The sequence below is a fragment of the Paenibacillus anseongensis genome, from assembly GCF_009757995.1.
GTDB lineage: Bacteria > Bacillota > Bacilli > Paenibacillales > NBRC-103111 > Paenibacillus_E > Paenibacillus_E chondroitinus.
This window is the reverse complement of sequence record NZ_WSEM01000016.1, coordinates 1,300,305-1,321,819: the sequence shown is the minus strand read 5'-3', so window position 1 is coordinate 1,321,819 and position 21,515 is coordinate 1,300,305. Positions and strand designations below refer to the sequence as shown.

Here is a 21,515-nt window from a genome sequence, read left to right as displayed (position 1 = left end):
CTCTATTAGATGTCCATGTATATGAATCTGCTGAAAAGGCGAGGTTGATGAGCTTGAATTTGAAAACGGAGAAATTGAATCTACAGATGGCGGATATCACGGGTTCAAAGTTTGAAAAAGTGAGAGCTGAGGAGCTTGTTTTTGACGATGTGAATCTTGCCAACACAAAGATTCATAATGCGAATATGAGCGGTATGGTATTAGATGACATCAATATGCAAAAAACAAAGTTTTCGAACATCAACCTTTCGAATACGAGCATTCAGAATGCCAACTTCAACAACGCTCAGATCGAACATGTTCATCTGGTTGACACCTCATTTACGAAATGCAAACTAGCCAATACCAAGATAGCCAACTGTGATTTGACGGATGCCGAGCTTACTGATTGTGAACTCAGGGGCATGAAAATCAATGGCATTCTTGTTGAAGATTTACTCAAAAACTATTCAGATAATCAATAAGTCATGTGCATCAGGAGGCACGAATGCCATTTTTACAGCGAATTACCTTGAATTGGTCCGAGTTGTCCGAAGCGGATCAAGCGGCATTTCCGTTTAACATTAGGCCCATTCGCCAAATCGATGAACTCAGATTCCGCTCGAATGTCACCTTTTTTATCGGAAATAATGGTTCGGGGAAGTCAACGCTGCTGGAGGCGATCGGTGTCTCCTGCGGCTTTAGTGTGGTCGGAGGCCGGGATTTAACGATCAAGAAAGAAAAAGATGATGAATCGCTGGCGAATATCATGAGATTATCGTGGCTGCCCAAAGTCAGCCACGGACTCTTTTTCCGTGCAGAGACCTTTGATACGTTTGCCGGTTATATTGATGAGCTGGCGAAAGATCCGTATATTGGATTTCAAGCTTACGCGCCATACGGCGGCAAATCCCTGAATGAGCAATCGCATGGTCAAGCCTTTTTGACCTTTTTCCGGAACCGGTTCGGCCGCAAAGGCTTGTACCTGCTGGATGAGCCTGAGTCGGCGCTTTCGCCGCAGAATCAGTTGGCTTTCCTCAGCATGATTCGGGAATTGGAGAAATCAGGTCAGGCGCAATTTATTATTGCTACGCATTCCCCGATCATCATGGCGTATCCAGGCGCGCAAATTTTGCAGTTTACTGAAACCGCCATCGAGCCAATCTCGTATGAAGATACGGATCATTTCAATTTAACGAGAGATTTCTTGAATCATCGGGAGCGGTATTTTCGGGCGCTGTTTGATGAGGATGAAGCGGAGGAATAATCATGTCTTTTTTTAAGAAAATGATGGCTAAAGTTGGGATTGGCAACATTGAAATTGACACACAGTTCCATACGGAGGCTTTCGTTCCCGGGGAGCTTGTGGAGGGAGTCATCGTTGCCAAAGGCGGCAGTGTAGAGCAGAAAGTGGACAGAATTTATTTTCAAATCATGACGGAATACCTCAAGCCGGCCAATAACGATGCAAATCGGATGCACAGAGAAACGGTTGTGATTGCCAATATTCTGTTAGGCGAAAGCTTTGTTTTTGAACCTGGAGAATCGGTCGAAATTCCTTTTCATTTCGTGCTGCCGCATGAGACGCCTATTTCTATTGGTGTAAGCCCGATATGGATCCGTACAGGTATGGATGTGGATAACGCCGTTGATCCTTCCGATCGTGATCCTATCGAAGTGTTGGCTCACCCGCACACGTCGGTTATTTTTGAAGCGCTGGAGGAACTCGGTTTTCATTTGCATAAAGCAGAGAACGAATATTATCCGCAGCGTAATTATCATCTGCCTTTTATTCAAAATTTCGAATTTGTACCGTATCAAAATGGGGAATACCGTAGCTTGGTGGATGAGCTGGAGCTTGTTTTCTACCCGGATGAGAACGGGGTCGAAGTCCTCCTGGAATTTGACCGCAGAACGCGCGGTTTTAGCGGCCTTTTATCGGATATGCTGGATACGGATGAATCCCATCACCGTTTCTTTTTCAGCGTAGTTGAGCTTGAGGAAGGTGCTGAATCCGTGGCGGATCAGTTCCGGGGCATTTTTGACGATTTGCTGGATCGGTAACATACACGCCATGCACGAAAGGGACTGTCTCAAAAGATCATGTGATCTTTCGAAACAGTCCCATAGTCATTTATCCTTGTTTCATCGGAAGGCGAATGATCACCGTTGTGCCTTGCCCCGTTTGGCTGTACAAGGTCAGGCCGTATTGTTCGCCGAAGTAGAAGCAGATACGATCATGAACATTTTTAATTCCGATATGGGCCTCGTCTAACGCACTGGAAGGCTGCGCGAGCCTTAATTGCAGCTGTTGCAGCTTTTCTTCGTCCATGCCTACACCATTGTCTTTGATCATGATGAGCATATCATTGCCGGATTTGACCGTAGACACTTCAAGCAAACCTGGCCCGCTTAACCGCTCCAGCCCGTGCACGATCGCATTTTCGACGAGCGGCTGGAGGGAGAAGTGAATGACCGGCAGTTCGGCGCTCTCTTCCGCAAGTTTCTCGGAATACTGGATTTTATCACCGAAGCGGAGCTGCTGAATTTTCACATATAACCGTATATGCTCAAGCTCTTCACGCAGCGATACGGTTTCTTTGCCGGTCTGAATCTGAATGCGGAACAGACGGCCGATCATGCCGACCATCTCACTAATTTCCCGCTGTCCGTTAATGACGGCTTTCATCTGGATCGATTCGAGCACATTAGCGAGAAAATGAGGATTAATTTGGCTTTTTAACGCGCCGAATTGCGCTATTTTTTGCTGCACCATCGCCGTAGCCGAGCGCTCGATATAGCTTTGCAGATCTTCCACCATTTTACGGATGCCTTGGTACAGCACACCGAATTCATCCTGACGGTCGCTGCTTAAATCAACGTCGAATTTCCCTAACCCGACCAATTTAACCTGCCTGCTAAGCAGAATGATCGGTTTGGTCACACGCGCGGACAAGATGAACATGAAGAGAAGCGCAGTGCCCAGGGAGAGGAAGGCTAAGGTCAGAACTATTTTAATCAAAATATCGGCTTGCTTGGTCATTTCTTTCTCATAGATATATTGAATGACTTTCCAACCGGAATACGAAGAAGTTACAAAGTTAATATACGAGTCAACGCCTGAGAAATTGGCATAAAAACTCCCCGTTTCGTTACCCAGCACGGATTGTATGGCTTGCTCCTTGAGCGTTGCCGACAAATCGCTTATCGACTGATTGCGGTTGGAATTGTAAATCACGCCGCCTTTATCATCAATAATGATGAAATTCCGCTTCCGATCCTCCGATAGCTTCAAAATTTCCCTTAGAGAATCCAGACGAATGTCAATGAGCATCACACCGATAGGCTGTTTGCTGCCTACTTTGTTAATGACTCTGGCGATGGAAATAACTGATTCTTTGGCGTTGACCCGATGAAAAGGAAGATGCGTGCCGAAAAGTACGATTCCACCTGCTTTTTGCTGTGTCTGGATATACCAGTCTTCATGCGTAAAATCCTTCACATCGTAGTCGGAACGATTGAAATTCATCGAGTAAAACATTCTTGAACCTGCGTAAATTTGAACGCTGTCCACGTTTTTGATCGTCATCTCGATAGAGCTGATAAAATGCTCGATAATGTTGCCATATACAATCATCTGATCGTTCCCGCTGTCCTCGCCGGCTACGGTCCAATGTTCCAGCGCTGCTTGCAGTTGCCCGTCCATTTGTGCGTTCAGCGTGCCTTTTTCGATACTTTGCAAGTACTGATCAATGTTAAAGGACAAATTCGTAAGAATTAGATTGGAGCTGCTTTGGTATTCGTTTTTGACGGCTTGTATGGAAAATAAGTAGATGATAACGGAAATAATTAATAAAGGGATCGTAATAATCAGGATCATCAGCACAAAAATTTGCTGGTTGACGTGCTTCATCCGCCATTTCAACATTTAGGACCAACCCCATTTTTTGCGGTATTCGGTGGGTGTCATTTGGGCGATGATGCCAAAGGTTTTGACGAAATGCTTGTAGCTTTTGTACCCGCACATCGTACAGATGTCCGTTACTAATAAGTCAGGCTTCTTTAACAGCTCCTGGGCATAGGTTATTCGGATTTCCGTGACAAACCGCATGTAATTTTTATCTAATTTTCTTTTGAACAGGCGGCTTAAGTAGGAAGGATTGTAGAAAAAGCGGTCTGCGACCATTTGCAGCGTCACATCTTCCGCAATGTTCTGCCTAATGAAAGAGGCGATGTATTCAAAAATAAGCACGTCCTGCTGCTGGTCCGACAGCGAGCCATCCTGCGATAATGTTCCGAGCTGCGCCATCCAATCCCCGAGCCAGTCGAAGAGAGCCTCGAATGTTGAGAAATCATCTACGAAGGCAAGGCTTAACAGCTTGTCGCTGTAGACGCTTTCAAACGGGATGCTGTTTTTATTGGCAAACGGGATGCAAACGCCGATGAGTTCCTGCAAAAAGGCAAGCCAACGTGCAGGCGCCATTTGCGGCATATGTGCTAGATTGTCCTTCTTAAATCGGTGCAGCAGTTTTTTGATTTCCTCTGCATTAGCGCTTTCCAAGCAGGCATAGAGCTGTTTTTTATCTTGATCATCCAAATGAATGGCGGATGTTTTGCTTGCATGTGCCGTCTCGCTAGCGGCTGCAAGAAACACGTGCCGGCCGGTTTCATAATAACGCTGCCATAATGCTTTATCCGTCTGCTGCAGCAAATGGCCTAATTCAGGCAGCTGGTTTGTTGGTTCACCGATGGCCATGAAAATAGAAGTTTGGCTCGCTTCTCCCGCTTCTTTTAACAAACGCTCCAGTTGTTGAAAAGCAAGCCTATGATCGACCTCCGCATAGGGGCTATTTAAAATTGCAAGCCCGTATATCTTCGATCTATACATATAGGTAATAATTTGACGTGCCGTTTCAGTTGAATATAGCGACGAAATCGTATCATCGATCCAAGTGGGCGCCAACAGCTTGATACTATTTTTGGCAAGAGGAGCAGCTGTTTTCATTGGCAACCACGCGATAACAAAAGGGGCATACCCATACTTGTCGCTTTGGAATTCAAAGAGCTGCTGCAGCTTTCCCTCTTGGGCCACAGCGAGATCAGGTTCCTCCAGCAAAAGCTGAACCCATTCGCTGCCCTTGGACAGCTTGCTTTCATGGATGAGCTCGAAGTGGGTTTCCCGCTTCTTCTGCCTAGCTACAATTTCTTGTAGACAGCTTTGGATCGTGTTCAGACTTTCTTCGTATTCGAGCGGTTTAAGCAAAAAGGCATGAACGCCGCCCAACCGTATGGCTTGCTGTGCATAGGCAAATTCATTGAATCCTGTCAAAATGACAAACACCGTATCCGGGAGCTGGGGGCGCAATTGCTCGATCATCTCAAGCCCATCCATTTCCGGCATGCGGATATCCGTAATGATGAGTTGAGGTTTCTCTTGCAAGGCCATTGTTAGGCCAGTTTTCCCGTTGTCCGCTTCTACAATATGGGAGACCTCCAGATCCTGCCAGTTAAAATAATGCTTGATGCCTGTGCGAATGAGTGGCTCATCCTCGACAATGAGTAGTTTATACATAAGATCCCCCGAAAGATTATGGCCTGCTCTGTTCTTTTTCTAAATTATATACTAAAATCGCTACAAAACGTGTTTGAAAAAGATCGAAAAGCAAATAGGTCAGAATACGACCATAGATGTAAAACCAGTGGGATTTTGCCACGGATGGATATGTTTTATGCTTAGAGCAAGGAATGAAAGCGAAATCATTCGTTCCTATAACGATAATGGGGGTACTTAGATGAGAGCAATGAAAAAAGGGCTGATGACCGTTTTAGGCGTAGCGCTAGTAGGATCCCAATTGGTTGCGTGCACCAGTAATTCCGAGGGAAGTAAACCGGCCTCAACGCCGGACGCGTCAAAGCCTGCAGCGACTCAAGCGGCAGCTAAGCCTGTCGAAATTACATGGTGGAACTTTCCCAACTTCCAAACGTTGGACGGTGAAGTTGGCAAATACGAGAAACAAATCATTGCTGCATTTAATCAAAAGTATCCGGAAATAAAAGTCAATCTGGAAATGATTACGTTCGATGGAGGCCCGCAAAAGCTGAATGTTGCGATTGCGTCCAACACGGCGCCTGACGTCATTTATGATGCTCCCGGACGTATTATCGATTGGGGCAAGAAGAAACTGCTCGCGCCTTTAAACGACATGGTGACCCCGGAAGTTAAAAATGACATTGCACCGGCTTTCTGGAAGCAATCGACCGTCGGCGATCAGATCGTCATGTATCCGCTAAATACGGGACCGTTCATGATGGCTGTGAACAAAACCGTGTTTGAGAAAATCGGCGCGCTCGATCTGCTTCCGCTGAACAAACCGGACAGAACGTGGACGGTAGCGGAATACGAAAAGGCGCTGCAGGCTGTGAAAGAGAAAGCGCCGGATATGATTCCAACAGGCTTCTTCGCGAAAAGCACGGCAGGTGATCAAGGCACTCGCGCCTATTTGGCTAACATGGGGGTTTCAAGATTCCTATCCGAGGATAACTCGAAAGTTGCGATCAATACCGAGAATGCCGGGAAGGCGCTGGATTGGGTTGTCAAAGCAACCAAAGACAAAATTAGTGTAGCGGGAGCAGCCTCACTGGCGGCGTCTGACGTCAATGACTTGTTTTTACAAGGGAAGCTGGCCTTTACCCTGAACTACTCGCCGGTATTGAAAGCGCAAAACGTAGCGAATAAAAAAGTGCCGTTCGAGGATATTTTGCTTCCATTCCCGACGTTGGATGGTTCGAAACCTAAGCTTGAGCCGTTCCTTGGGGGGCTCGCGATTTTCAACAACGGGAATGCTGACAAAATTGCAGCTTCCAAGAAATTTATCGATTTCGTTGTCAATGATCCCGTTTGGGGCAAAAAGAACGTCATTCAAACCGGTGGTCTATCCGCACGTACGTCGGTAACCGGCTTGTATGACGACCCTGAGTATAAATACGCGGACTTGGCGCGTCAATTTATCACAGATCCTCCGACAATTGCAGACGGTTATGCAGAAATCCGCACGTTCTGGTTCCCTGAGCTGCAGCGCGCATTGACAGGAACGGCAACGGGGAAAGAGGCGCTGGACGCCTTTGCGGCCAAAGCCAATGAGGCCATTGCCAAAGCGAAAGCGCAAGTTCAAAAATAAGCAGCAATAGGCAGGAGGAGCAGCGCAGCAAGCGGCGCTGCTCCTGCACTAAACACGAGAAATGGGGAAAAGGGAATGGAAGCAACGGTTAGCAAATCGAGAAATATGGTCCTGCGCGACTGGCTGATGAGCTATCTCTTTTTACTTCCAGCGTTTGGATTTTTTCTGATTTTTGTCGCATATCCGATGCTAAAAGGTATTTACATCAGCTTTTTTGATTATTCTTTGAGAACTTTTGATTTTATTGGCTTAGATAACTACGTTTCCTTGATGCATAACGAAACATTTCTGAAGTCCATGCGAAATACGATTTTGTTGGTTGTTATTGCGGTGCCGATCGTCATCGTATTTTCTATCTTTGTAGCCGTCAATATTTATAAAATGAAAGAGTTTTCCAGGTCGTTTTTCCGTGGTGTATTTTACTTGCCTGCCGTATCCTCGGTTGTCAGTATTACAGTCGTGTGGGGGTGGATTTATCATCCCAACTATGGAATTTTGAATTATATCATCGGTTTATTCGGTTTCGATCCGATATCGTGGTTAGGCGATACAAGAACTGCGCTGCTCGCGATCATTGCTGTTTTGATTACAACGTCTGTCGGACAGCCCATCATTTTGTATGTCGCTTCACTGGGCAACATCCCTACCTCCTATATCGAAGCAGCGGAGATTGATCGTGCAACCCCGTGGCAAATTTTCACCAAAATCGTATGGCCGATGCTCATGCCGACGAATCTGTATGTGATTGTCATTACGACGATTAACACGTTCCAGTGTTTCGCATTAATTCAGCTGTTAACCTCGGGCGGTCCGGTTTACAGCACATCGACGGTTATGTATGGCGTGTACGAGCAAGCTTTTATGCTCGGGCATTTCGGCCTTGCTTCCGCCATGGGCATTATATTGGCGATCGTAATTGGCATCATATCCGTGATTCAATTCAAATATTTTGGCAGCGATGTTGAGTACTAGGAGGTCATCATGACAGCAAATACACATGTGCACGCACACACCGGCAGTGTCAGAAAACAGCGATACACCGGAAAAAAACGTACATGGACGCCGACGAAAGTGGTCTCCACCGTGCTTTTAATTCTTTCTACGATTGTATTTATTTTTCCCTTCTATTGGATCATGACCGGTGCATTCAAAATTCAGACGGTCGCCACAGCGATACCTCCTGAATGGTTTCCGCTTCAACCGACGCTCAGCAATTGGCTTGAATTGTTTAAGAACCCGATTTGGCGTTGGACGCTGAACAGTTTCATTATCTCTATCGTGGAAATGATTGCGGTTTGCCTCGTTTCTTCGACGGCCGGCTATGTGCTTGCGAAGAAGCTTTTCCCTGGACGGAGAATTATTTTTACGATGTTCATCGCGGCGATGGCGCTGCCGAAGCAAGTTATTCTCGTTCCGCTTTTTACGATGTTGGCGGATTTTGGTTGGGTTAATACGTATTATGGGCTTATTTTGCCGGCGATCGGCTGGCCTTTCGGTGTGTTCCTGATGAAGCAGTTCGCTCAGACCATTCCAGGAGAATTGATGGAAGCGGCCAAAATGGACGGTTGTTCGGAAATCCGCTTGTTCTCCACGATTATTTTACCCTTGCTCAAACCCGCACTCGGTGCGCTTGCCATCTTCACATTCATAGCATCATGGAACGATTATTTCAGCCAGCTCATTATGATCCGCTCGACGACGATGATGACATTGCCGTTAGGTGTGTCTATGATGACGACGCAGAGTGAGTTTATGACGAATTACGGTGTACTTATGGCCGGGGCTGCACTTGCCTCCGTTCCTATGATTGCCATTTTCCTGGTGTTCCAAAAAGCATTCACACAGGGTATTACAATGGGTGCCGTAAAAGGATAAATAAAGGGATAGTATAGAAAGTCGAAATTCCTAGAAAACCGGAGGTAAATGCAGCATGAAATCCTACAATTTAGATAGATTTAGAGGGATTATAATTGCGATGTATTCTTGTTATGACGTTTCGGGTGAAATTGATTTGGCAGCAGCTCGCCGTTTAGCTAGGTATTACGCCGATTCAGGCGTCAAAGGCTTGTATGTCGGCGGCAGTTCCGGCGAAGGTATGCTGCAATCTGTGATTGAACGCAAGCTGATGCTGGAAGCCGTTGTCGCCGAAGTCGGCAATGAACTGACGGTCATCGCGCATGTCGGTGCACCTGCTACGCGTGATAGCGTGGAGCTTGCCATTCATGCGGAGAAAATTGGAGCGCACGCGGTTTCCGCTGTTCCGGCCATTTATTACCGACTGTCAGCGCCGAGCGTAGAGGCGCATTGGCAGGCGATCATCGATAGCACGGAACTGCCTTTTATCATCTATCATATCCCGCAAACGACGGGCTTTCAGTTATCCGTGGGCCTGCTCTCCAAAATGGCAGCCCAAGAAAAAGTCATCGGCGTCAAAATCTCCGCAGAGAGCACATTCGAGCTGCAGCAGTTCAAGGCGGCTGGTGGCGAAGATTTCCTCGTTCTCAACGGGCCGGATGAACAATATTTGGCCGGCAGAAGCATTGGCGCAGATGGTGGCATTGGCGGTACATATGGCGTTATGCCGGAGCTTTTCCTCCACATTGAGAATTGTTATGCGCAAGGGAAGATGGCGGAGGCATTGAAATGGCAGTTTATTGTGAATGCATTGATCGTGGATTTATTGTCATTCCCATCTTTGTATGGCGCCTGCAAAGCGATTTTGAAGCTGCGTGGCTATGACACAGGTGAGCCGAGAATGCCGCTGCTGCCGGTTGCTGAAACGGATCTGCCTCGTATTCACGCGTTAAATGAGCGAATTCTAGGTTTTGCTGCGCAAGTGAAAGGAGAAGGGCTGTGACACAGAGATCAGGTGAGCTGTTCCCTGCAAAAGGCTTGATCGTATCTTGCCAGGCGCTGCCTCATGAACCGCTGCGGGGCGGAGATACGATGGCCAAAATGGCGAGAGCTGCTGTGGAAGCAGGCGCAGTCGGCATTCGGACGAATGGCGTGCTCGACATTTTGGCCATTAAGCAGGAAGTGTCTGTGCCGGTTATCGGCTTGATCAAACGGGATATCGCCGGCTCGGATATTTTCATTACGCCTACGATAAATGAAGTGCAAGCGATTGTTTTGGCCGGTGCGGACGTCGTGGCGCTTGATGTGACGGATCGAGAGGGCCGTCTGGAAGCCGTAAAGCCATTGATTGCTCTAGCCCGCAAGATGGGTGCAGCGGTCATGGCGGATGTTTCCACACTGGAAGAGGGGATTGCTGCAGAGCGGCTTGGTGTGGACTTGATTGGCACCACGCTTTCGGGGTACACCTTTTACAGCCGGCAGTCGGATGAGCCGGATTTTGAATTGCTGCAGCAGCTAAGTGAGGCAGTTAAGATTCCGGTTGTCGCTGAAGGGCGGATCTGGACGCCGGAAGAGGCTGCGAAAGCGCTGGAATGCGGAGCGGCCAACGTCGTTGTCGGCAGCGCGATTACCCGGCCGCAACTGATTACGGCTCGCTATATCAAGGCGATGAGCCGAGGATAGGGCAGGGGGAGAAGTTATGGAATCAGTCCTATTTGATCCTCATTCGGATTATGCCATCGGCGTTGACATCGGCGGCACGAAAATGAATGCGGGTGTAGTCAACTCTAGTGGCGAGGTCTTGACGACAGTTAGTTTGCCGACGTTGGCAGGGCAAGTAAATACTAAAGACCGTGTCACGCAGACGATTCAGAGCTTGCTCTCCGAGGTTGAGGCCGTCAAACCAGGTTGCCGATATAAAGGAATCGGTGTTGGCAGCGCAGGACAAATCGACTGGGCGTCCGGGCAAGTTCGGTCCGCCTCTGAGCTGCTCCCGGGTTATGCCGGAACACCGCTAAAGGTATTGCTGCAGGCGCATTTTCAGCTGCCCGTTACAGTGGACAATGACGTGAATGTCCTGGCCTTGACGGAGAAATACCTTGGCGCAGGTAAAGGAGTTCGTCATTTCCTGTGCTTGGCGCTGGGGACAGGAGTCGGCGGCGCCGTTGTTGTTGATGGCCATCTTGTGCATGGCTCCTGGGGCGCAGGCGGGGAATTAGGCCATCTCTCGGTGGATTGGAACGGAGCGCCTTGCTTATGTGGGGGGAGAGGCTGCCTGGAGCAGTATGCGTCAGGCACCAATATCGCTCGCAGAATGATGCAGAAACTGGTTGCAGTAGGTGAGGCTTCGGTTGTTATTGATTCGCGGGAGGTTTTCTCGCGCTGGCAGTCTGGCGACCGTGTGGCATCGGAAGTTATGGAGGAAACGATTGCAGCCCTCGGCTCAGCGTTGGCGTCGCTTGTTCATATCTTTAATCCGGAGTTAATCATTATTGGCGGCGGCGTTGCTGAAGCTGGCGATAGATTCCTGGATGCCATAAAGAAAGAGGTGGCTGCTAGAACCATGCCGTCCATGCATGATGGGGTCAGGATCGAGAGGGCTTATCGTGGGAACTGGAGCGGAATGATTGGGGCTGCTTTGCAGGTGTGGGAGTATGCGGATCCTGCGACTTCATAGGATTGAATGCAGTTATCGACAGACGGTTTAAAAAAAGAGGCCCTAGGGCCTCTTTTTCATGTTAAGCATGTGCCGCTTGTTTAATCTCTAGCCTGGTCGTAGTTAAATATGTAAGCTCCGGCGTCGCAAACCTTTCCGCTAACTGCCGAAGACGCATATAAATCGTTCTTAAAAGTACGCAATCCATCTGGGTAATCAGACACCGGTTTGCGATGAAATCGTCCATGCTGACTTTGATCAGGTCGTCACTGCTGCGTAGATCGGTGATCTTTTGTTTGGTTGGATGGCCGAGGTGAGCGACATATTGCGTTTGGAGGATAGCCTTTTGAAACAAGTCAACACAACGTTTGGATACGTGTACCTGTCTTTTGGCACCGAAGGCGTCGGTGACAGTAAGCAGCTGCTTCTTGGCGTCTAAGGAGCTCTTTTTTAAATAAACGATTTCGTGGGCCTCAATGCCCTCGACCAACAGGCGAATAATGATGGCGTCCTGCGGATTTGTACAGCCAACCTCAATGTGTTCGATTTTCTCAAGTGTAAGAATACGAAATCAACTTCCCTTCCCAAGTAAAAATGATTTTCTGTAAAAGTTTCATGCGGCTTTCAGTAATAAGCAACTATATTAACTATGCAGCTGCAGGGTAGATTTATGCCGGATTACAAAAAAAATAAATATTCAGAAAATAAGCAGGGAATGTCGGCTGCATGAAGAATTGGGTTGTTAACTTTGTGAATACAGTTGTGAGGGGGTTGTCATTGTGGCGAATGAAGCAGCGGATTTAAAAAAGGTATTAGGGTTAAAAGACGCAATTGGCATTGCAATTGGTCAAATCATTGGTGCAGGCATTATGTCCATTACCGGGATCGCCATTGGCTTAACCGGGACGGGGGTGCCGCTTGCTTTCTTGCTTTCCTCGATTTTTATGCTTATTATTACGATTCCACTTGCGGTACTAGGGTCTGTTCTGCCAACAACAGGAGGTATGTACACGTACACAAGCCGATTGCTGTCTCCGAATGCAGGGTTTGTTTATCTGCTTTTATTCACTTTCGGTCATTTGACGATAGCGGTGTATGCCATCTCATTTGCTCAATATTTACAAGGACTTTTGCCAGAGGCGCCAATTATGCTGGTTGCCTTCATCATTCTCACATTTTTCTATCTGATTAATTTGTTCGGTGTAAAATTCATGTCATCTTTGGGCAAATTGCTGGTTGTGATCAAACTGCTTTCGCTGCTCGTTTTCATTGTGTGGGGAGTGACGGAAGTTGATTACTCGGTGTTTCATCCGAAGGAGATGATGCCAGGTGGCTGGACGGGGTTGCTAACGGCTGTAGGGATGACCTCCTTCGCTTCCGGCGGCGCTTATGCGGTTGTTGAAATGGGAGGGGAGATGAAACGCCCTCATCGGGATATTCCGCTTGCCATACTGATTAGCAGTGGTATCGTGGCACTGTTGTACATTGGCATTGGCATTGTGGCGACTGGTGTTTTGCCGGTTAGCGAGGTTGCGGGAGAGTCGCTTGCTGATGTGGCCAGAACGATATTGCCCCATCCGTTGTTTTTGTTTTTTATCGTTGGGGGAGCTATGTTCGCACTAGCTTCAACCCTGAATGTGACCTTTTCTTGGGTGACGAGAGGAATGCTGGTCGCCTGTCGGGACGGTTGGCTTCCTGCCGCATTCGGCGCCGTCAATCGCAGATTCGGTACGCCGCACTGGCTGCTGACGTTCTATTATTTACTCGGCGTCATACCGATCGTGACGGGCGTATCCTTAACGACGATTTCTCAGCTTGGTGTCGGCATCCTGCTTTTTTCCAGCATTTTTCCTGTCCTCTCGGCTCTCCAACTGCCACGCAAACATCCAGAGCTTTACCGTAAAGCTCCCTTCACCATGAAACCAACCTTGCTATATATCATTGTCACCGTGGCTGTTATTTTACTAGTGTACCAGGGTTATTTGCTGCTAAGCCGGTTGTCAACGCCATTAATTGTTGGGAATGTCCTGCTGTTCATTGCTTCGATCCTTTATGTGAAAATTGTTGGCAGACGAAAAGATGTTCGCTTAGAAATTAATTTAACGCAATAATCGCTTTTAATTCTTTGGCAAATTCTCTGGATGCGATGGACTGATGCCGATTTCTTAATCTTATGGAGCAGAAGGTGACATCCATGTCTTCTCCGGTGATCTCCAGGGCAATCGTGTTGCCTGTAAGAATATAGGGGTCATATTTCAAGCCGAGTTCGGTATAAAAGCCAATCGCAATCCCCTCGGCGATCACGCGTTTTGCTGCTTCCGAGTTGCCGAGTTTGAATAAAATATTCGGTTCCCCGTATTTTCGGAGCTTTTCAATTAAGTGTTCAGAATTGAGCAGAATAGGTTGATTCGCCAGTTCCTCAATGGAAATGCTTGTCCGATGAGCAAATGGTGAATTTTTGCCTACACACGCCATGACCCGGTTATCCATCAGCTTTTCCACTGTTAATTGTTTATTGTTCTCTTCGTGCTGTTTGGACAAAGCGATTAACCCCATGTCAACATTGCCGGAAAGAACCTCTTGTTTGATCTGCTGGTAATCCAGCTCAAGCATCTCTAGCTCAACCTCAGGGTGTTTTTCTTTGAAAACCGCTAACGCTCCTGGGAGAACGCTTAAGCACAGGCTGGGTATGGACGCAATGGAGAGGAGCCCAGAGAGTTCTTTGTCATGATGACTGACAGACTCCCGAAGCTCCTCTACTTTGCTAATGATTTCTTCTGCTTTACTGATGATTAGCTTGCCTTCCACGGTAGGTGCGGCACCAAAACGGGATCGATTAAAAAGTTTCACGCCAAGTTCCTCCTCTAAAGAGACGATGGCTTGTGAAATATTCGGTTGGGAAACATGCAGCTTCTCAGCTGCAAGCGATATAGAACCTGTTTGGTTGATTTCAATCATATACAGCAGTTGTTCGATACGCATAATTCACCCTGCCCCTGTAGGATATCTTGGTGTAAATATATCCCATACATCAAGGGAAGGCAATGATAATGAAGGCCTATTTTAATAAGAAGGAAGTTCTGCGCTTAGTTTACTGCTTTCGCGGATTTGCGCGTTAAACACGAAGCGGGAAAGCACGACACTGATTTCATATAAAGCAAACAAGGGCACGGCAACCATCAGGTGTGAAATAAGATCAGGCGGTGAAATGAGGCTGGCCGTGATGACGAGAACGAGGTAGGCGTACCGGCGAAATTTGTGCAGCAGCTTCGGGTTGAGCAGCTTGATTCGCGTCAGGAACATCACGACGATCGGCAATTCGAACGCAATGGATAAAGGGAGAATAATGTTCAGCATAAAGCCGAAATATTGAGCAACGCCATACGTTTGGGTTAAACCAAGGTTTTCCGTGATGCGCACAGTAAATGTCATACACATGGGGAAAACGACAAAGTAAGCAAAGGAAAGGCCGATGATAAAGCAGAGAAAGGTATAAGGAATATAGCGAAGCGTTGCGCTTTGTTCTTCCTTCGTAAGACCTGCTTTCACGAAGCCCCATAATTGAAAAAGGATGAAAGGCAGCGTGATCGTAAGCGAAATGACGAAAGCAATCATCATATAGATGCGAATGCCATCCATGGGAGAGAACACATGCCAACTCATCGTAGAGGCCGGTGGTGTGTCTTTAAAGTAAAGGAGAATTTTCTGTGCTGCGAAAAAGCCGCCGATCATTGTAAGAACCAGCACGACCAAAATTCGAATAATGCGGGTTCGGAGTTCAGATAAATGGTCAACCAATGACATCATTTCTTTTAATTGCATAGAAGGCGCCTCCAACTCTCAGTTTGCCTTACGAACCTGCCAGCATGCGCTTGAGCTCAAGGGTGTGGAAGCCGTCCGACATTTTCGTATGAATGTCCATAATCATTTGAATATCCTCAAATGAATATTTGCGAACGCCGCCTTTGCTTCTCTCCGGAAAAATAAGCTTCCGATCCTCGTAGTAGCGAATTTGCCTTTCTGATAATCCGGTTAATTCACTGACCACTCCGATTTGTATCACTTTCTTTTGCGTCATCTTCGTTATCATCGTTATCCAACCTCCAATTATGTAAGTTAAACTAACATATAGGTGACGTAAACATAAGTAAACTCTATCATTTTGGTAAAAACAGATCAAATAATCCCTTTTTATCCTAGTATAAGTTTAATTTATGTAATGTTATCTTACATAAACTAATGACTTAACCATTTTCCGTTGGTATGTTTAAGGTGCGGTTTATCCAAACACGAACGAGGAGATGGGAGCATGGAGAAGACACCGATCAAAGAAGATCAAATTACACGTAGACAATTTTTGACCACAGTCGGAAAAGTAGGAGGGTCAGCCGCACTTTTCAGTGTAATGGGTACATTAGGTTTGTTATCCCCAGAGACAATGAAAGCAGCCGACTATACGCCTCCTTCAGGCTGGGATCTCACATCTACCAATCGCAATGGTAAGAAAGTCATCATTTTAGGCGGAGGGATTGCAGGTTTAACAGCTGCCTATGAATTAGGTAATGCGGGGTATCAATGCACCATTCTAGAAGCTAGAGCTCGTGCGGGTGGTAGAGCGTGGTCGGTTCGCAGAGGAACGTCGGTCACGGAAATTGGCGGTACCAAGCAAGTGGCCCGCTTTGATAATGGGATGTATTTTAACGCAGGGCCGATGCGGATTCCACAGTTTCATGTGACTTTGGATTATGCCCGTAAATTCGGCGTAGCGATCGAGCCTTTTAACAATGTGAACGAAAGTGGCTATTATTATAATGAAAATGTTGGCGAATTATCGGGTGTGAAAATTCCGAAGCGCCAGGCCAAAGCGGATGTAAGAGGGTATGTTGCCGAGATGTTGGCGAAGGCAGTGAATCAGAAGGCACTGGATCTTCCTCTAACAACAGAAGAGAAAGCGAAGCTCGTCGCATACTTGAAATCCGAGGGAGACCTTAATGCGGATCTGTTCTACAAAGGTTCGGAGCGGGCCGGCTACACCGAGGAACCGGGCGGTAAATTCGACTCCGGCGTTCGGAAAGACCCTTTTAGCTTAAAGGCCATCATTAATTCCGGTTTTGGGCAATTTTTTAGCAGTGAATATTCCTATGACCAACAAATGATGATGTTCCACCCGGTTGGCGGTATGGATATGATTGCTAAAGCCTTCGAGAAGCGTGTCAGCGATAAAATTGTTTTCCATTCCGAAGTGCAAGAAATTAAACAATCATCCGAAGGTGTAACTATTCTGTATAAAGATTTGAACACGGGTGCCGGTAAAGAGATTTCAGGAGACTACTGTATCTGCACCATTCCGCTCCCTGTTCTCACTAATATTAAGGCTGATTTCTCCGCTGAAATGAGGACGGCGATTTCCAAGATTGCTTACGCATCTGCAGGTAAAATCGGTCTTCAATTCAAACGCCGTTTCTGGGAGGAAGATGAATTCATCTACGGTGGAAGTACATTGACGAATATGGATATTTCCAGCATTTATTACCCGCCTACCGACTATTTTGCGAAAAAAGGGCTTCTGCTCGGGTACTACGCGTTCGGCGGAAATGCGGATAAACTCGGCAAAATGACGCCGGCCCAGCGCGAAGATTATGCGTTAAGCCAAGGTGCCAAAATCCATCCGCAATATTATAAAGAGTTCGAAGCTTCGTTCTCCATTGACTGGAAGAAGATCAAGTATAATTTGGGCGGATGGGCGTCCTATACGGCGGATGACCGTAAAAACTACTATCCGACGTTATGTAAGCCGGACGGCCGCATTTATTTGGCGGGAGAGCACATCAGCTATATTACCGCTTGGCAAGCAGGAGCTATCGAGTCTGCTAGAAAAGTGGTCACCGAGATTCATGAGCGCGTCATGAAAGAGTAGACAAAGAGGAGCGATGAACGATGATCTTAACTAAAAAAGTGAAAACCATAGCAGCTGCCACAATAGGTTCATGCCTCATTTGTGTGAGCGCTTATGCGGCAGGAGCTGAAAAGACCAATAAATACGCAGCAGAGCCTATTAATGAAGTCGAGTTCTACGGCAATCCGAGTTCTTCGATTTCTGCGGGCGTATCCGTCCCGGCCGGTTCTTCCTATTTGTTTACAAGCGGTACGGTGCCGCCGGTTATTAATAAGGATGGCAAAACCGTTTATGAGCGTTACGGGGATACCAAAACGCAAGGTATCGGTATTCTGAAGGAAATTGAAAAACAATTGAAGGAAAAAGGCTTAACGCTTGCCGATGTCGCTTATCTGCGTGTCTATGTAACAGCCGATGCCGCCAAAGAGAATAAGTTTGACTATCAAGGCTGGTTTGATGCTTATGCCCAATTCTTCGGGACGGAAGCCAATCCTGTGAAACCGGCGCGTTCCACAGTTGGCGTAGCAGGCCTCGTCAGCTCTGACTGGTTGATCGAAATCGAAGCGGTAGCGGTATATCCGAAACATCATAACCAAGACTAATGAAACGGAGTTGATGATCTATGCTGCAAAATATCGGGTTTCCAGGTCTTATGTTAATCTTAGTTGTTGTGCTGGTACTATTCGGGCCTTCCAAGCTTCCGGAGCTGGGACGCGCTGTTGGACGTACGCTGCATGAGTTTAAGAGCTCGGCGAGGGAGCTTGTTTCCGAAGGCAAAGAAACAGCTGACCACATCGAGAAGGATGATAAAATGCTTGATAAAGCAAAGGCTTAACTTGACGACGTGAATAAAAGAAACCTGTACCTGCGATCCTCCTCATTTGCGAGGGAGCAAGTGCAGGTTTTTTTGCCTATAAAAAACACTGGCAAACCTAGGTTTTACACAATTGCAGGAAGGCTGGATGTGGTATAGTGTGCTCACGCAAAAAGCTGCCATTTCATTCCATCTGTTGGAGGGATCGCGATTGAAGCTAAGCACGAATGTCGATGTGAGAAAAGAACCGTTTCACCTGAACCATTACAAGATCAGCCGAAAGCCCACATGGGAAATTTACCATGCTCATCCTTGCATGGAATTTCTGTATGTCTACGAGGGGCATGGCCATGTCGAGGTGAATAAGCAGGTTTTCCCTGTTGAGCCTGGCACGCTGTTGGTGTTTCAGCCATTTCAATTGCATCGGCTGCAAATCAAGGGGCCGTTCGTCCGCTCCATCCTCATGTTTGATCCCTATAAGCTGGATGCAGCGCTGCTCGCTTTCAGCGGAATACGCCAGTGGTTCAATATCCTCTGGAAGCAGCCATTACAATGTCAGGCTATTGGGGAGCAGCAGCATGTGGCAGCTTTATTTGAGCGACTCCACGAGAAATTGGCGCGTACGCTCCTTCATAAACAGGAGGAAGAGTTCGTTTTATCGCTTTTAGCCATTCTTCAGGGGATTGAGCCTGTTAGGAAAAAGCTGTATAGCGGTCTTGAAGACAAGCTCAGACCACGTTATTCCCATACCGCCATACAGATGATCGAATGGATTGAACTTCACTATAAAGAGAAATTCGATTTAAATCGGATGTCCGAGGATTTGCACTTATCCACCTATTACTTGTCTCATACTTTTCGGCAGTCTACGGGCAGTTCCATTACAGAATTTATCGTGGCACGCAGGCTAAAAGAGGCTTGTTTGCTGCTCGAAACGACGAATAAAACGGCCGGTTTCATCGCGCAGGAAGTCGGCTTTTTGAATGGGTCTTATTTCTGCCGGGTGTTTAAAACAGTGCTGGGGATCACTCCGAAGACATACCGTCTGCAGCTTTAAAAATACCGCAACACAGTGCAACTTCTAGACAATAAATGGACACATGCCAGTCTGGCAATCTTTTATACTTTCATATGTAAGCGTTGCCAAGTTGGTAAGAATGTGTGGAAAAGAGGAGCGTGTGAACCTGTCTGCTGCTAATCTACCGCTGGTCATCTGGGCAACGAGGAGAAGATTTAAACATTTAGGAGGAATGGTGTAATGGTTACAATCGTTCGCAAACATGCAGGGAAAACATGGGCTGCGGTTCTGCTCTCATCTTGGATGCTGATGGCGCTGCCATCGTTCGCAAGTGCCGCAACGTCGACGCTCGCTCCGTCTGATGACGCTTACGTTCATCAAAGTAACGGAGATTCCAATTATGGGACAGCGACTTCCTTGTATGTCAAAAATGATGCAAGCGCATCTCGCTACTCGTATCTTAAGTTTGATCTAAGTGGTCTAACCGGTGTGACAAGCGCCAAATTGCGCGTGTACGGGAGCGCGTCAGCAGCAACGGTTCTATCTGCTTATCAAACAGCTGACAGTTGGACGCAGACGGCGCTGACCTGGAACAACAAACCTGCAATTGGCAGTTCGGCTGGCAGTGTTTCAATCAATACGACAAATACTTATAACGAAATTGATGTGACCTCCTATGTGACTGCGCAAGCTGCAGGGGATGGCGTTGTTTCTTTTGCGCTCCAGGAAAGTGTTGGTAAGTACACAACCCTCAACAGCAGTGAAAACGCGGCGAATAAACCTCAGCTTGTTGTCGTTAGCGGCAGTGCCGGCGGGGGCGGAGATACGCAGGCGCCAACTGCGCCTTCAGGTTTGACAGGATCAGCGGCTTCCAGCTCGCAAATCAATTTAAGCTGGAACGCATCCACGGACAATGTGGGGGTTACGGGCTATGATGTGTACCGCAACGGCACATTCCTGAAAAACGTGAGCGGCACCTCGACTAGTGATACCGGTTTGACGGCTTCAACGACATACAGCTATTATGTCAAAGCGAAAGACGCCGCAGGCAATGCCTCGGCGCAGAGCAGCACGATCAACGCGACAACGAATGCAGGGACGCCGCCGACAGGCTGCACGAATGCGCTGAACACAACGGCTGCCATCCAGGATGCCATGCTGAATGCGTCAGCAGGCAGTGTCATCTCTATTGCTCCGGGCACTTACATCGGCAGCCGATCGACAAGCGGCGACCCAGGTGGTCAGGGGTTATTCTACTCAGGTAAAAGCGGAACATCTGCCAATCCGATTATCTTGAAAAGCTGCGATGCCGCGAATCCAGCGATCCTCAAAGGTGTGAATGTGAACGATGGTTCCTATGGCATTCACCTGACAGGTGATTATTGGCAAATTCGGGATATTGAAATCACCAATGCCCAAAAAGGAATCATCATTGACAATGGAAACCGCAATCTGCTTAACAATGTTGAAGTTCATTATGTGGGAGACGAAGGTGTGCATTTCCGTGACGGCAGCTCGAACAACACGCTGGAGTATTCTTTGATCTATGATACCGGCAAATACCAAGCTGGTTACGGTGAAGGAGCCTATGTAGGTTCGGATTCCAGTTCGGATTATGAGCATGTTGTGACAGGGAATGTGATCTCACACACGAATTTTGACGGCGGGATTACCGCTGAGCATATTGACGTTAAAGAAGGGGCGAGCGGGACGATAATCGAGTACTGTACGTTTAACGGGACCGGTATAAGCGGAGCTAACAGTGCAGACAGTTTTATCGATATCAAAGGTGTAAATACGATCGTACGCTATAATCAAGGGTTCCGAAACGGCAACTCCAATGTGGTGGATGCGTTCCAAGTTCGTACCCATGGCACGGAGTATGCGACAGGTACGAATAATGCTTTTAACAATAACACGGTGAATTTGGACAGCTCAACAGGTTATGTGGTGTATGCGACAAGCGCTGCTACGGGAACGACGGCACAAAATGACACCCGTACGGGCGGAGGCAATTTGTATAACTCCAATGTGAATAAATGATGGTGAGGAAGGAGAAGTCCCTGTTGTGGGGCTTCTTTTCGTTTGAAGGGAAGAGGGGTTAAAATGCCTGCGTTATG

At 47.3% G+C, this 21,515-nt stretch carries 21 protein-coding genes; 15 read left to right on the top strand and 6 right to left on the bottom strand.

Annotated features, from left to right (window positions below):
- Nucleotides 1–53 precede the first annotated feature (53 nt).
- From GON05_RS22410 to GON05_RS22400, 3 genes are read left to right on the top strand one after another with little or no spacing between them, the layout of a single operon-like run.
- Nucleotides 54–464 (top strand): pentapeptide repeat-containing protein, encoded by a 411-nt coding sequence (locus GON05_RS22410; RefSeq protein WP_157322328.1) that lies wholly within the window; start codon nucleotides 54–56, stop codon nucleotides 462–464.
- Nucleotides 465–487: 23 nt separating this feature from the next.
- Complete coding sequence (locus GON05_RS22405; RefSeq protein WP_127450076.1) at nucleotides 488–1,246, top strand: AAA family ATPase; 759 nt, start codon at nucleotides 488–490, stop codon at nucleotides 1,244–1,246.
- 2 nt (nucleotides 1,247–1,248) lie between these two features.
- Nucleotides 1,249–2,043, top strand: a complete 795-nt coding sequence (locus GON05_RS22400) for a sporulation protein (RefSeq protein WP_157321914.1) — start codon at nucleotides 1,249–1,251, stop codon at nucleotides 2,041–2,043.
- 70 nt (nucleotides 2,044–2,113) lie between these two features.
- On the opposite strand, the gene GON05_RS22395 is transcribed toward GON05_RS22400, so the two are convergent.
- Complete coding sequence (locus GON05_RS22395) at nucleotides 2,114–3,907, bottom strand: cache domain-containing sensor histidine kinase (protein ID WP_157321912.1); 1,794 nt, start codon at nucleotides 3,905–3,907, stop codon at nucleotides 2,114–2,116.
- Nucleotides 3,908–5,551 (bottom strand): response regulator, encoded by a 1,644-nt coding sequence (locus tag GON05_RS22390; RefSeq protein WP_157321909.1) that lies wholly within the window; start codon nucleotides 5,549–5,551, stop codon nucleotides 3,908–3,910.
- Nucleotides 5,552–5,771: 220 nt separating this feature from the next.
- Between GON05_RS22390 and GON05_RS22385 the strand changes: the two genes are divergently transcribed.
- The 6 genes from GON05_RS22385 (at nucleotide 5,772) to GON05_RS22360 (ending at nucleotide 11,688) form a co-directional block, all read left to right on the top strand.
- Nucleotides 5,772–7,157, top strand: coding sequence for an ABC transporter substrate-binding protein (locus GON05_RS22385; protein WP_157321907.1), 1,386 nt, complete (start codon nucleotides 5,772–5,774; stop codon nucleotides 7,155–7,157).
- Nucleotides 7,158–7,232: 75 nt separating this feature from the next.
- The gene (locus tag GON05_RS22380) at nucleotides 7,233–8,129 is read left to right on the top strand and encodes a carbohydrate ABC transporter permease (RefSeq protein WP_157321905.1); all 897 of its coding nucleotides are present in this window, start codon (nucleotides 7,233–7,235) and stop codon (nucleotides 8,127–8,129) included.
- A gap of 9 nt (nucleotides 8,130–8,138) precedes the next feature.
- Nucleotides 8,139–9,032, top strand: coding sequence for a carbohydrate ABC transporter permease (locus GON05_RS22375; protein WP_157321903.1), 894 nt, complete (start codon nucleotides 8,139–8,141; stop codon nucleotides 9,030–9,032).
- A gap of 55 nt (nucleotides 9,033–9,087) precedes the next feature.
- Nucleotides 9,088–10,014 (top strand): dihydrodipicolinate synthase family protein, encoded by a 927-nt coding sequence (locus GON05_RS22370; RefSeq protein ID WP_157321901.1) that lies wholly within the window; start codon nucleotides 9,088–9,090, stop codon nucleotides 10,012–10,014.
- Nucleotides 10,011–10,694: an N-acetylmannosamine-6-phosphate 2-epimerase gene (locus GON05_RS22365; RefSeq protein WP_309491766.1), complete on the top strand. Its 684-nt coding sequence runs from the start codon at nucleotides 10,011–10,013 to the stop codon at nucleotides 10,692–10,694. The genes GON05_RS22370 and GON05_RS22365 overlap by 4 nt, the downstream gene beginning before the upstream one ends.
- 16 nt (nucleotides 10,695–10,710) lie before the next feature.
- A complete protein-coding gene (locus GON05_RS22360; RefSeq protein WP_157321899.1) occupies nucleotides 10,711–11,688 on the top strand; it encodes an ROK family protein in 978 nt (325 codons plus the stop codon).
- A gap of 61 nt (nucleotides 11,689–11,749) precedes the next feature.
- Here GON05_RS22360 and GON05_RS22355 read toward each other — a convergent pair whose 3' ends face one another.
- A complete protein-coding gene (locus tag GON05_RS22355) occupies nucleotides 11,750–12,022 on the bottom strand; it encodes a hypothetical protein (RefSeq protein ID WP_181646173.1) in 273 nt (90 codons plus the stop codon).
- Between the two features lie 424 nt (nucleotides 12,023–12,446).
- Here GON05_RS22355 and GON05_RS22350 point away from each other — a divergent pair, with 424 nt between their 5' ends.
- Nucleotides 12,447–13,778: an amino acid permease gene (locus GON05_RS22350; protein ID WP_157321895.1), complete on the top strand. Its 1,332-nt coding sequence runs from the start codon at nucleotides 12,447–12,449 to the stop codon at nucleotides 13,776–13,778.
- Here GON05_RS22350 and GON05_RS22345 read toward each other — a convergent pair.
- The 3 genes from GON05_RS22345 to GON05_RS22335 form a co-directional block, all read right to left on the bottom strand.
- Nucleotides 13,762–14,649 carry a LysR family transcriptional regulator gene (locus tag GON05_RS22345; protein WP_157321893.1) on the bottom strand — a complete coding sequence of 296 codons (888 nt, stop codon included), beginning with the start codon at nucleotides 14,647–14,649 and terminating at the stop codon, nucleotides 13,762–13,764. The genes GON05_RS22350 and GON05_RS22345 overlap by 17 nt on opposite strands.
- A gap of 81 nt (nucleotides 14,650–14,730) precedes the next feature.
- Nucleotides 14,731–15,489, bottom strand: a complete 759-nt coding sequence (tatC, locus tag GON05_RS22340; protein ID WP_157321891.1) for a twin-arginine translocase subunit TatC — start codon at nucleotides 15,487–15,489, stop codon at nucleotides 14,731–14,733.
- A gap of 28 nt (nucleotides 15,490–15,517) precedes the next feature.
- On the bottom strand, nucleotides 15,518–15,745 hold the full coding sequence (locus GON05_RS22335) for a MerR family transcriptional regulator (RefSeq protein ID WP_127450523.1): 228 nt from the start codon (nucleotides 15,743–15,745) through the stop codon (nucleotides 15,518–15,520).
- A 231-nt stretch (nucleotides 15,746–15,976) separates the two neighbouring features.
- On the opposite strand from GON05_RS22335, the gene GON05_RS22330 reads away from it, so the two are divergent.
- The 5 genes from GON05_RS22330 (at nucleotide 15,977) to GON05_RS22310 (ending at nucleotide 21,438) form a co-directional block, all read left to right on the top strand.
- Entirely contained in the window at nucleotides 15,977–17,584 is a 1,608-nt protein-coding gene (locus tag GON05_RS22330; protein WP_157321889.1) for a flavin monoamine oxidase family protein, read from the top strand.
- Nucleotides 17,585–17,604: 20 nt separating this feature from the next.
- Nucleotides 17,605–18,165, top strand: a complete 561-nt coding sequence (locus tag GON05_RS22325; protein ID WP_127450048.1) for a RidA family protein — start codon at nucleotides 17,605–17,607, stop codon at nucleotides 18,163–18,165.
- Nucleotides 18,166–18,185: 20 nt separating this feature from the next.
- Complete coding sequence (gene tatA, locus GON05_RS22320) at nucleotides 18,186–18,398, top strand: twin-arginine translocase TatA/TatE family subunit (protein WP_157321887.1); 213 nt, start codon at nucleotides 18,186–18,188, stop codon at nucleotides 18,396–18,398.
- A 127-nt stretch (nucleotides 18,399–18,525) separates the two neighbouring features.
- The gene (locus tag GON05_RS22315; protein WP_157321885.1) at nucleotides 18,526–19,434 is read left to right on the top strand and encodes an AraC family transcriptional regulator; all 909 of its coding nucleotides are present in this window, start codon (nucleotides 18,526–18,528) and stop codon (nucleotides 19,432–19,434) included.
- Between the two features lie 201 nt (nucleotides 19,435–19,635).
- Nucleotides 19,636–21,438, top strand: a complete 1,803-nt coding sequence (locus tag GON05_RS22310; protein WP_157321883.1) for a CBM96 family carbohydrate-binding protein — start codon at nucleotides 19,636–19,638, stop codon at nucleotides 21,436–21,438.
- The last annotated feature ends 77 nt before the right edge of the window (nucleotides 21,439–21,515 follow it).

Excerpts from the sequence above, each read along its gene's own strand:
- GON05_RS22405 (WP_127450076.1), top strand. The coding sequence starts at position 488 with ATGCCATTTTTACAGCGAATTACCTTGAATTGGTCCGAGTTGTCCGAA.
- GON05_RS22400 (WP_157321914.1), top strand. The coding sequence starts at position 1,249 with ATGTCTTTTTTTAAGAAAATGATGGCTAAAGTTGGGATTGGCAACATT.
- GON05_RS22395 (WP_157321912.1), bottom strand. The coding sequence starts at position 3,907 with ATGTTGAAATGGCGGATGAAGCACGTCAACCAGCAAATTTTTGTGCTG.
- GON05_RS22390 (WP_157321909.1), bottom strand. The coding sequence starts at position 5,551 with ATGTATAAACTACTCATTGTCGAGGATGAGCCACTCATTCGCACAGGC.
- GON05_RS22385 (WP_157321907.1), top strand. The coding sequence starts at position 5,772 with ATGAGAGCAATGAAAAAAGGGCTGATGACCGTTTTAGGCGTAGCGCTA.
- GON05_RS22380 (WP_157321905.1), top strand. The coding sequence starts at position 7,233 with ATGGAAGCAACGGTTAGCAAATCGAGAAATATGGTCCTGCGCGACTGG.
- GON05_RS22375 (WP_157321903.1), top strand. The coding sequence starts at position 8,139 with ATGACAGCAAATACACATGTGCACGCACACACCGGCAGTGTCAGAAAA.
- GON05_RS22370 (WP_157321901.1), top strand. The coding sequence starts at position 9,088 with ATGAAATCCTACAATTTAGATAGATTTAGAGGGATTATAATTGCGATG.
- GON05_RS22360 (WP_157321899.1), top strand. The coding sequence starts at position 10,711 with ATGGAATCAGTCCTATTTGATCCTCATTCGGATTATGCCATCGGCGTT.
- GON05_RS22345 (WP_157321893.1), bottom strand. The coding sequence starts at position 14,649 with ATGCGTATCGAACAACTGCTGTATATGATTGAAATCAACCAAACAGGT.
- tatC (WP_157321891.1), bottom strand. The coding sequence starts at position 15,489 with ATGCAATTAAAAGAAATGATGTCATTGGTTGACCATTTATCTGAACTC.
- GON05_RS22335 (WP_127450523.1), bottom strand. The coding sequence starts at position 15,745 with ATGACGCAAAAGAAAGTGATACAAATCGGAGTGGTCAGTGAATTAACC.
- GON05_RS22330 (WP_157321889.1), top strand. The coding sequence starts at position 15,977 with ATGGAGAAGACACCGATCAAAGAAGATCAAATTACACGTAGACAATTT.
- GON05_RS22325 (WP_127450048.1), top strand. The coding sequence starts at position 17,605 with ATGATCTTAACTAAAAAAGTGAAAACCATAGCAGCTGCCACAATAGGT.
- tatA (WP_157321887.1), top strand. The coding sequence starts at position 18,186 with ATGCTGCAAAATATCGGGTTTCCAGGTCTTATGTTAATCTTAGTTGTT.
- GON05_RS22315 (WP_157321885.1), top strand. The coding sequence starts at position 18,526 with ATGTGGTATAGTGTGCTCACGCAAAAAGCTGCCATTTCATTCCATCTG.
- GON05_RS22310 (WP_157321883.1), top strand. The coding sequence starts at position 19,636 with ATGGTTACAATCGTTCGCAAACATGCAGGGAAAACATGGGCTGCGGTT.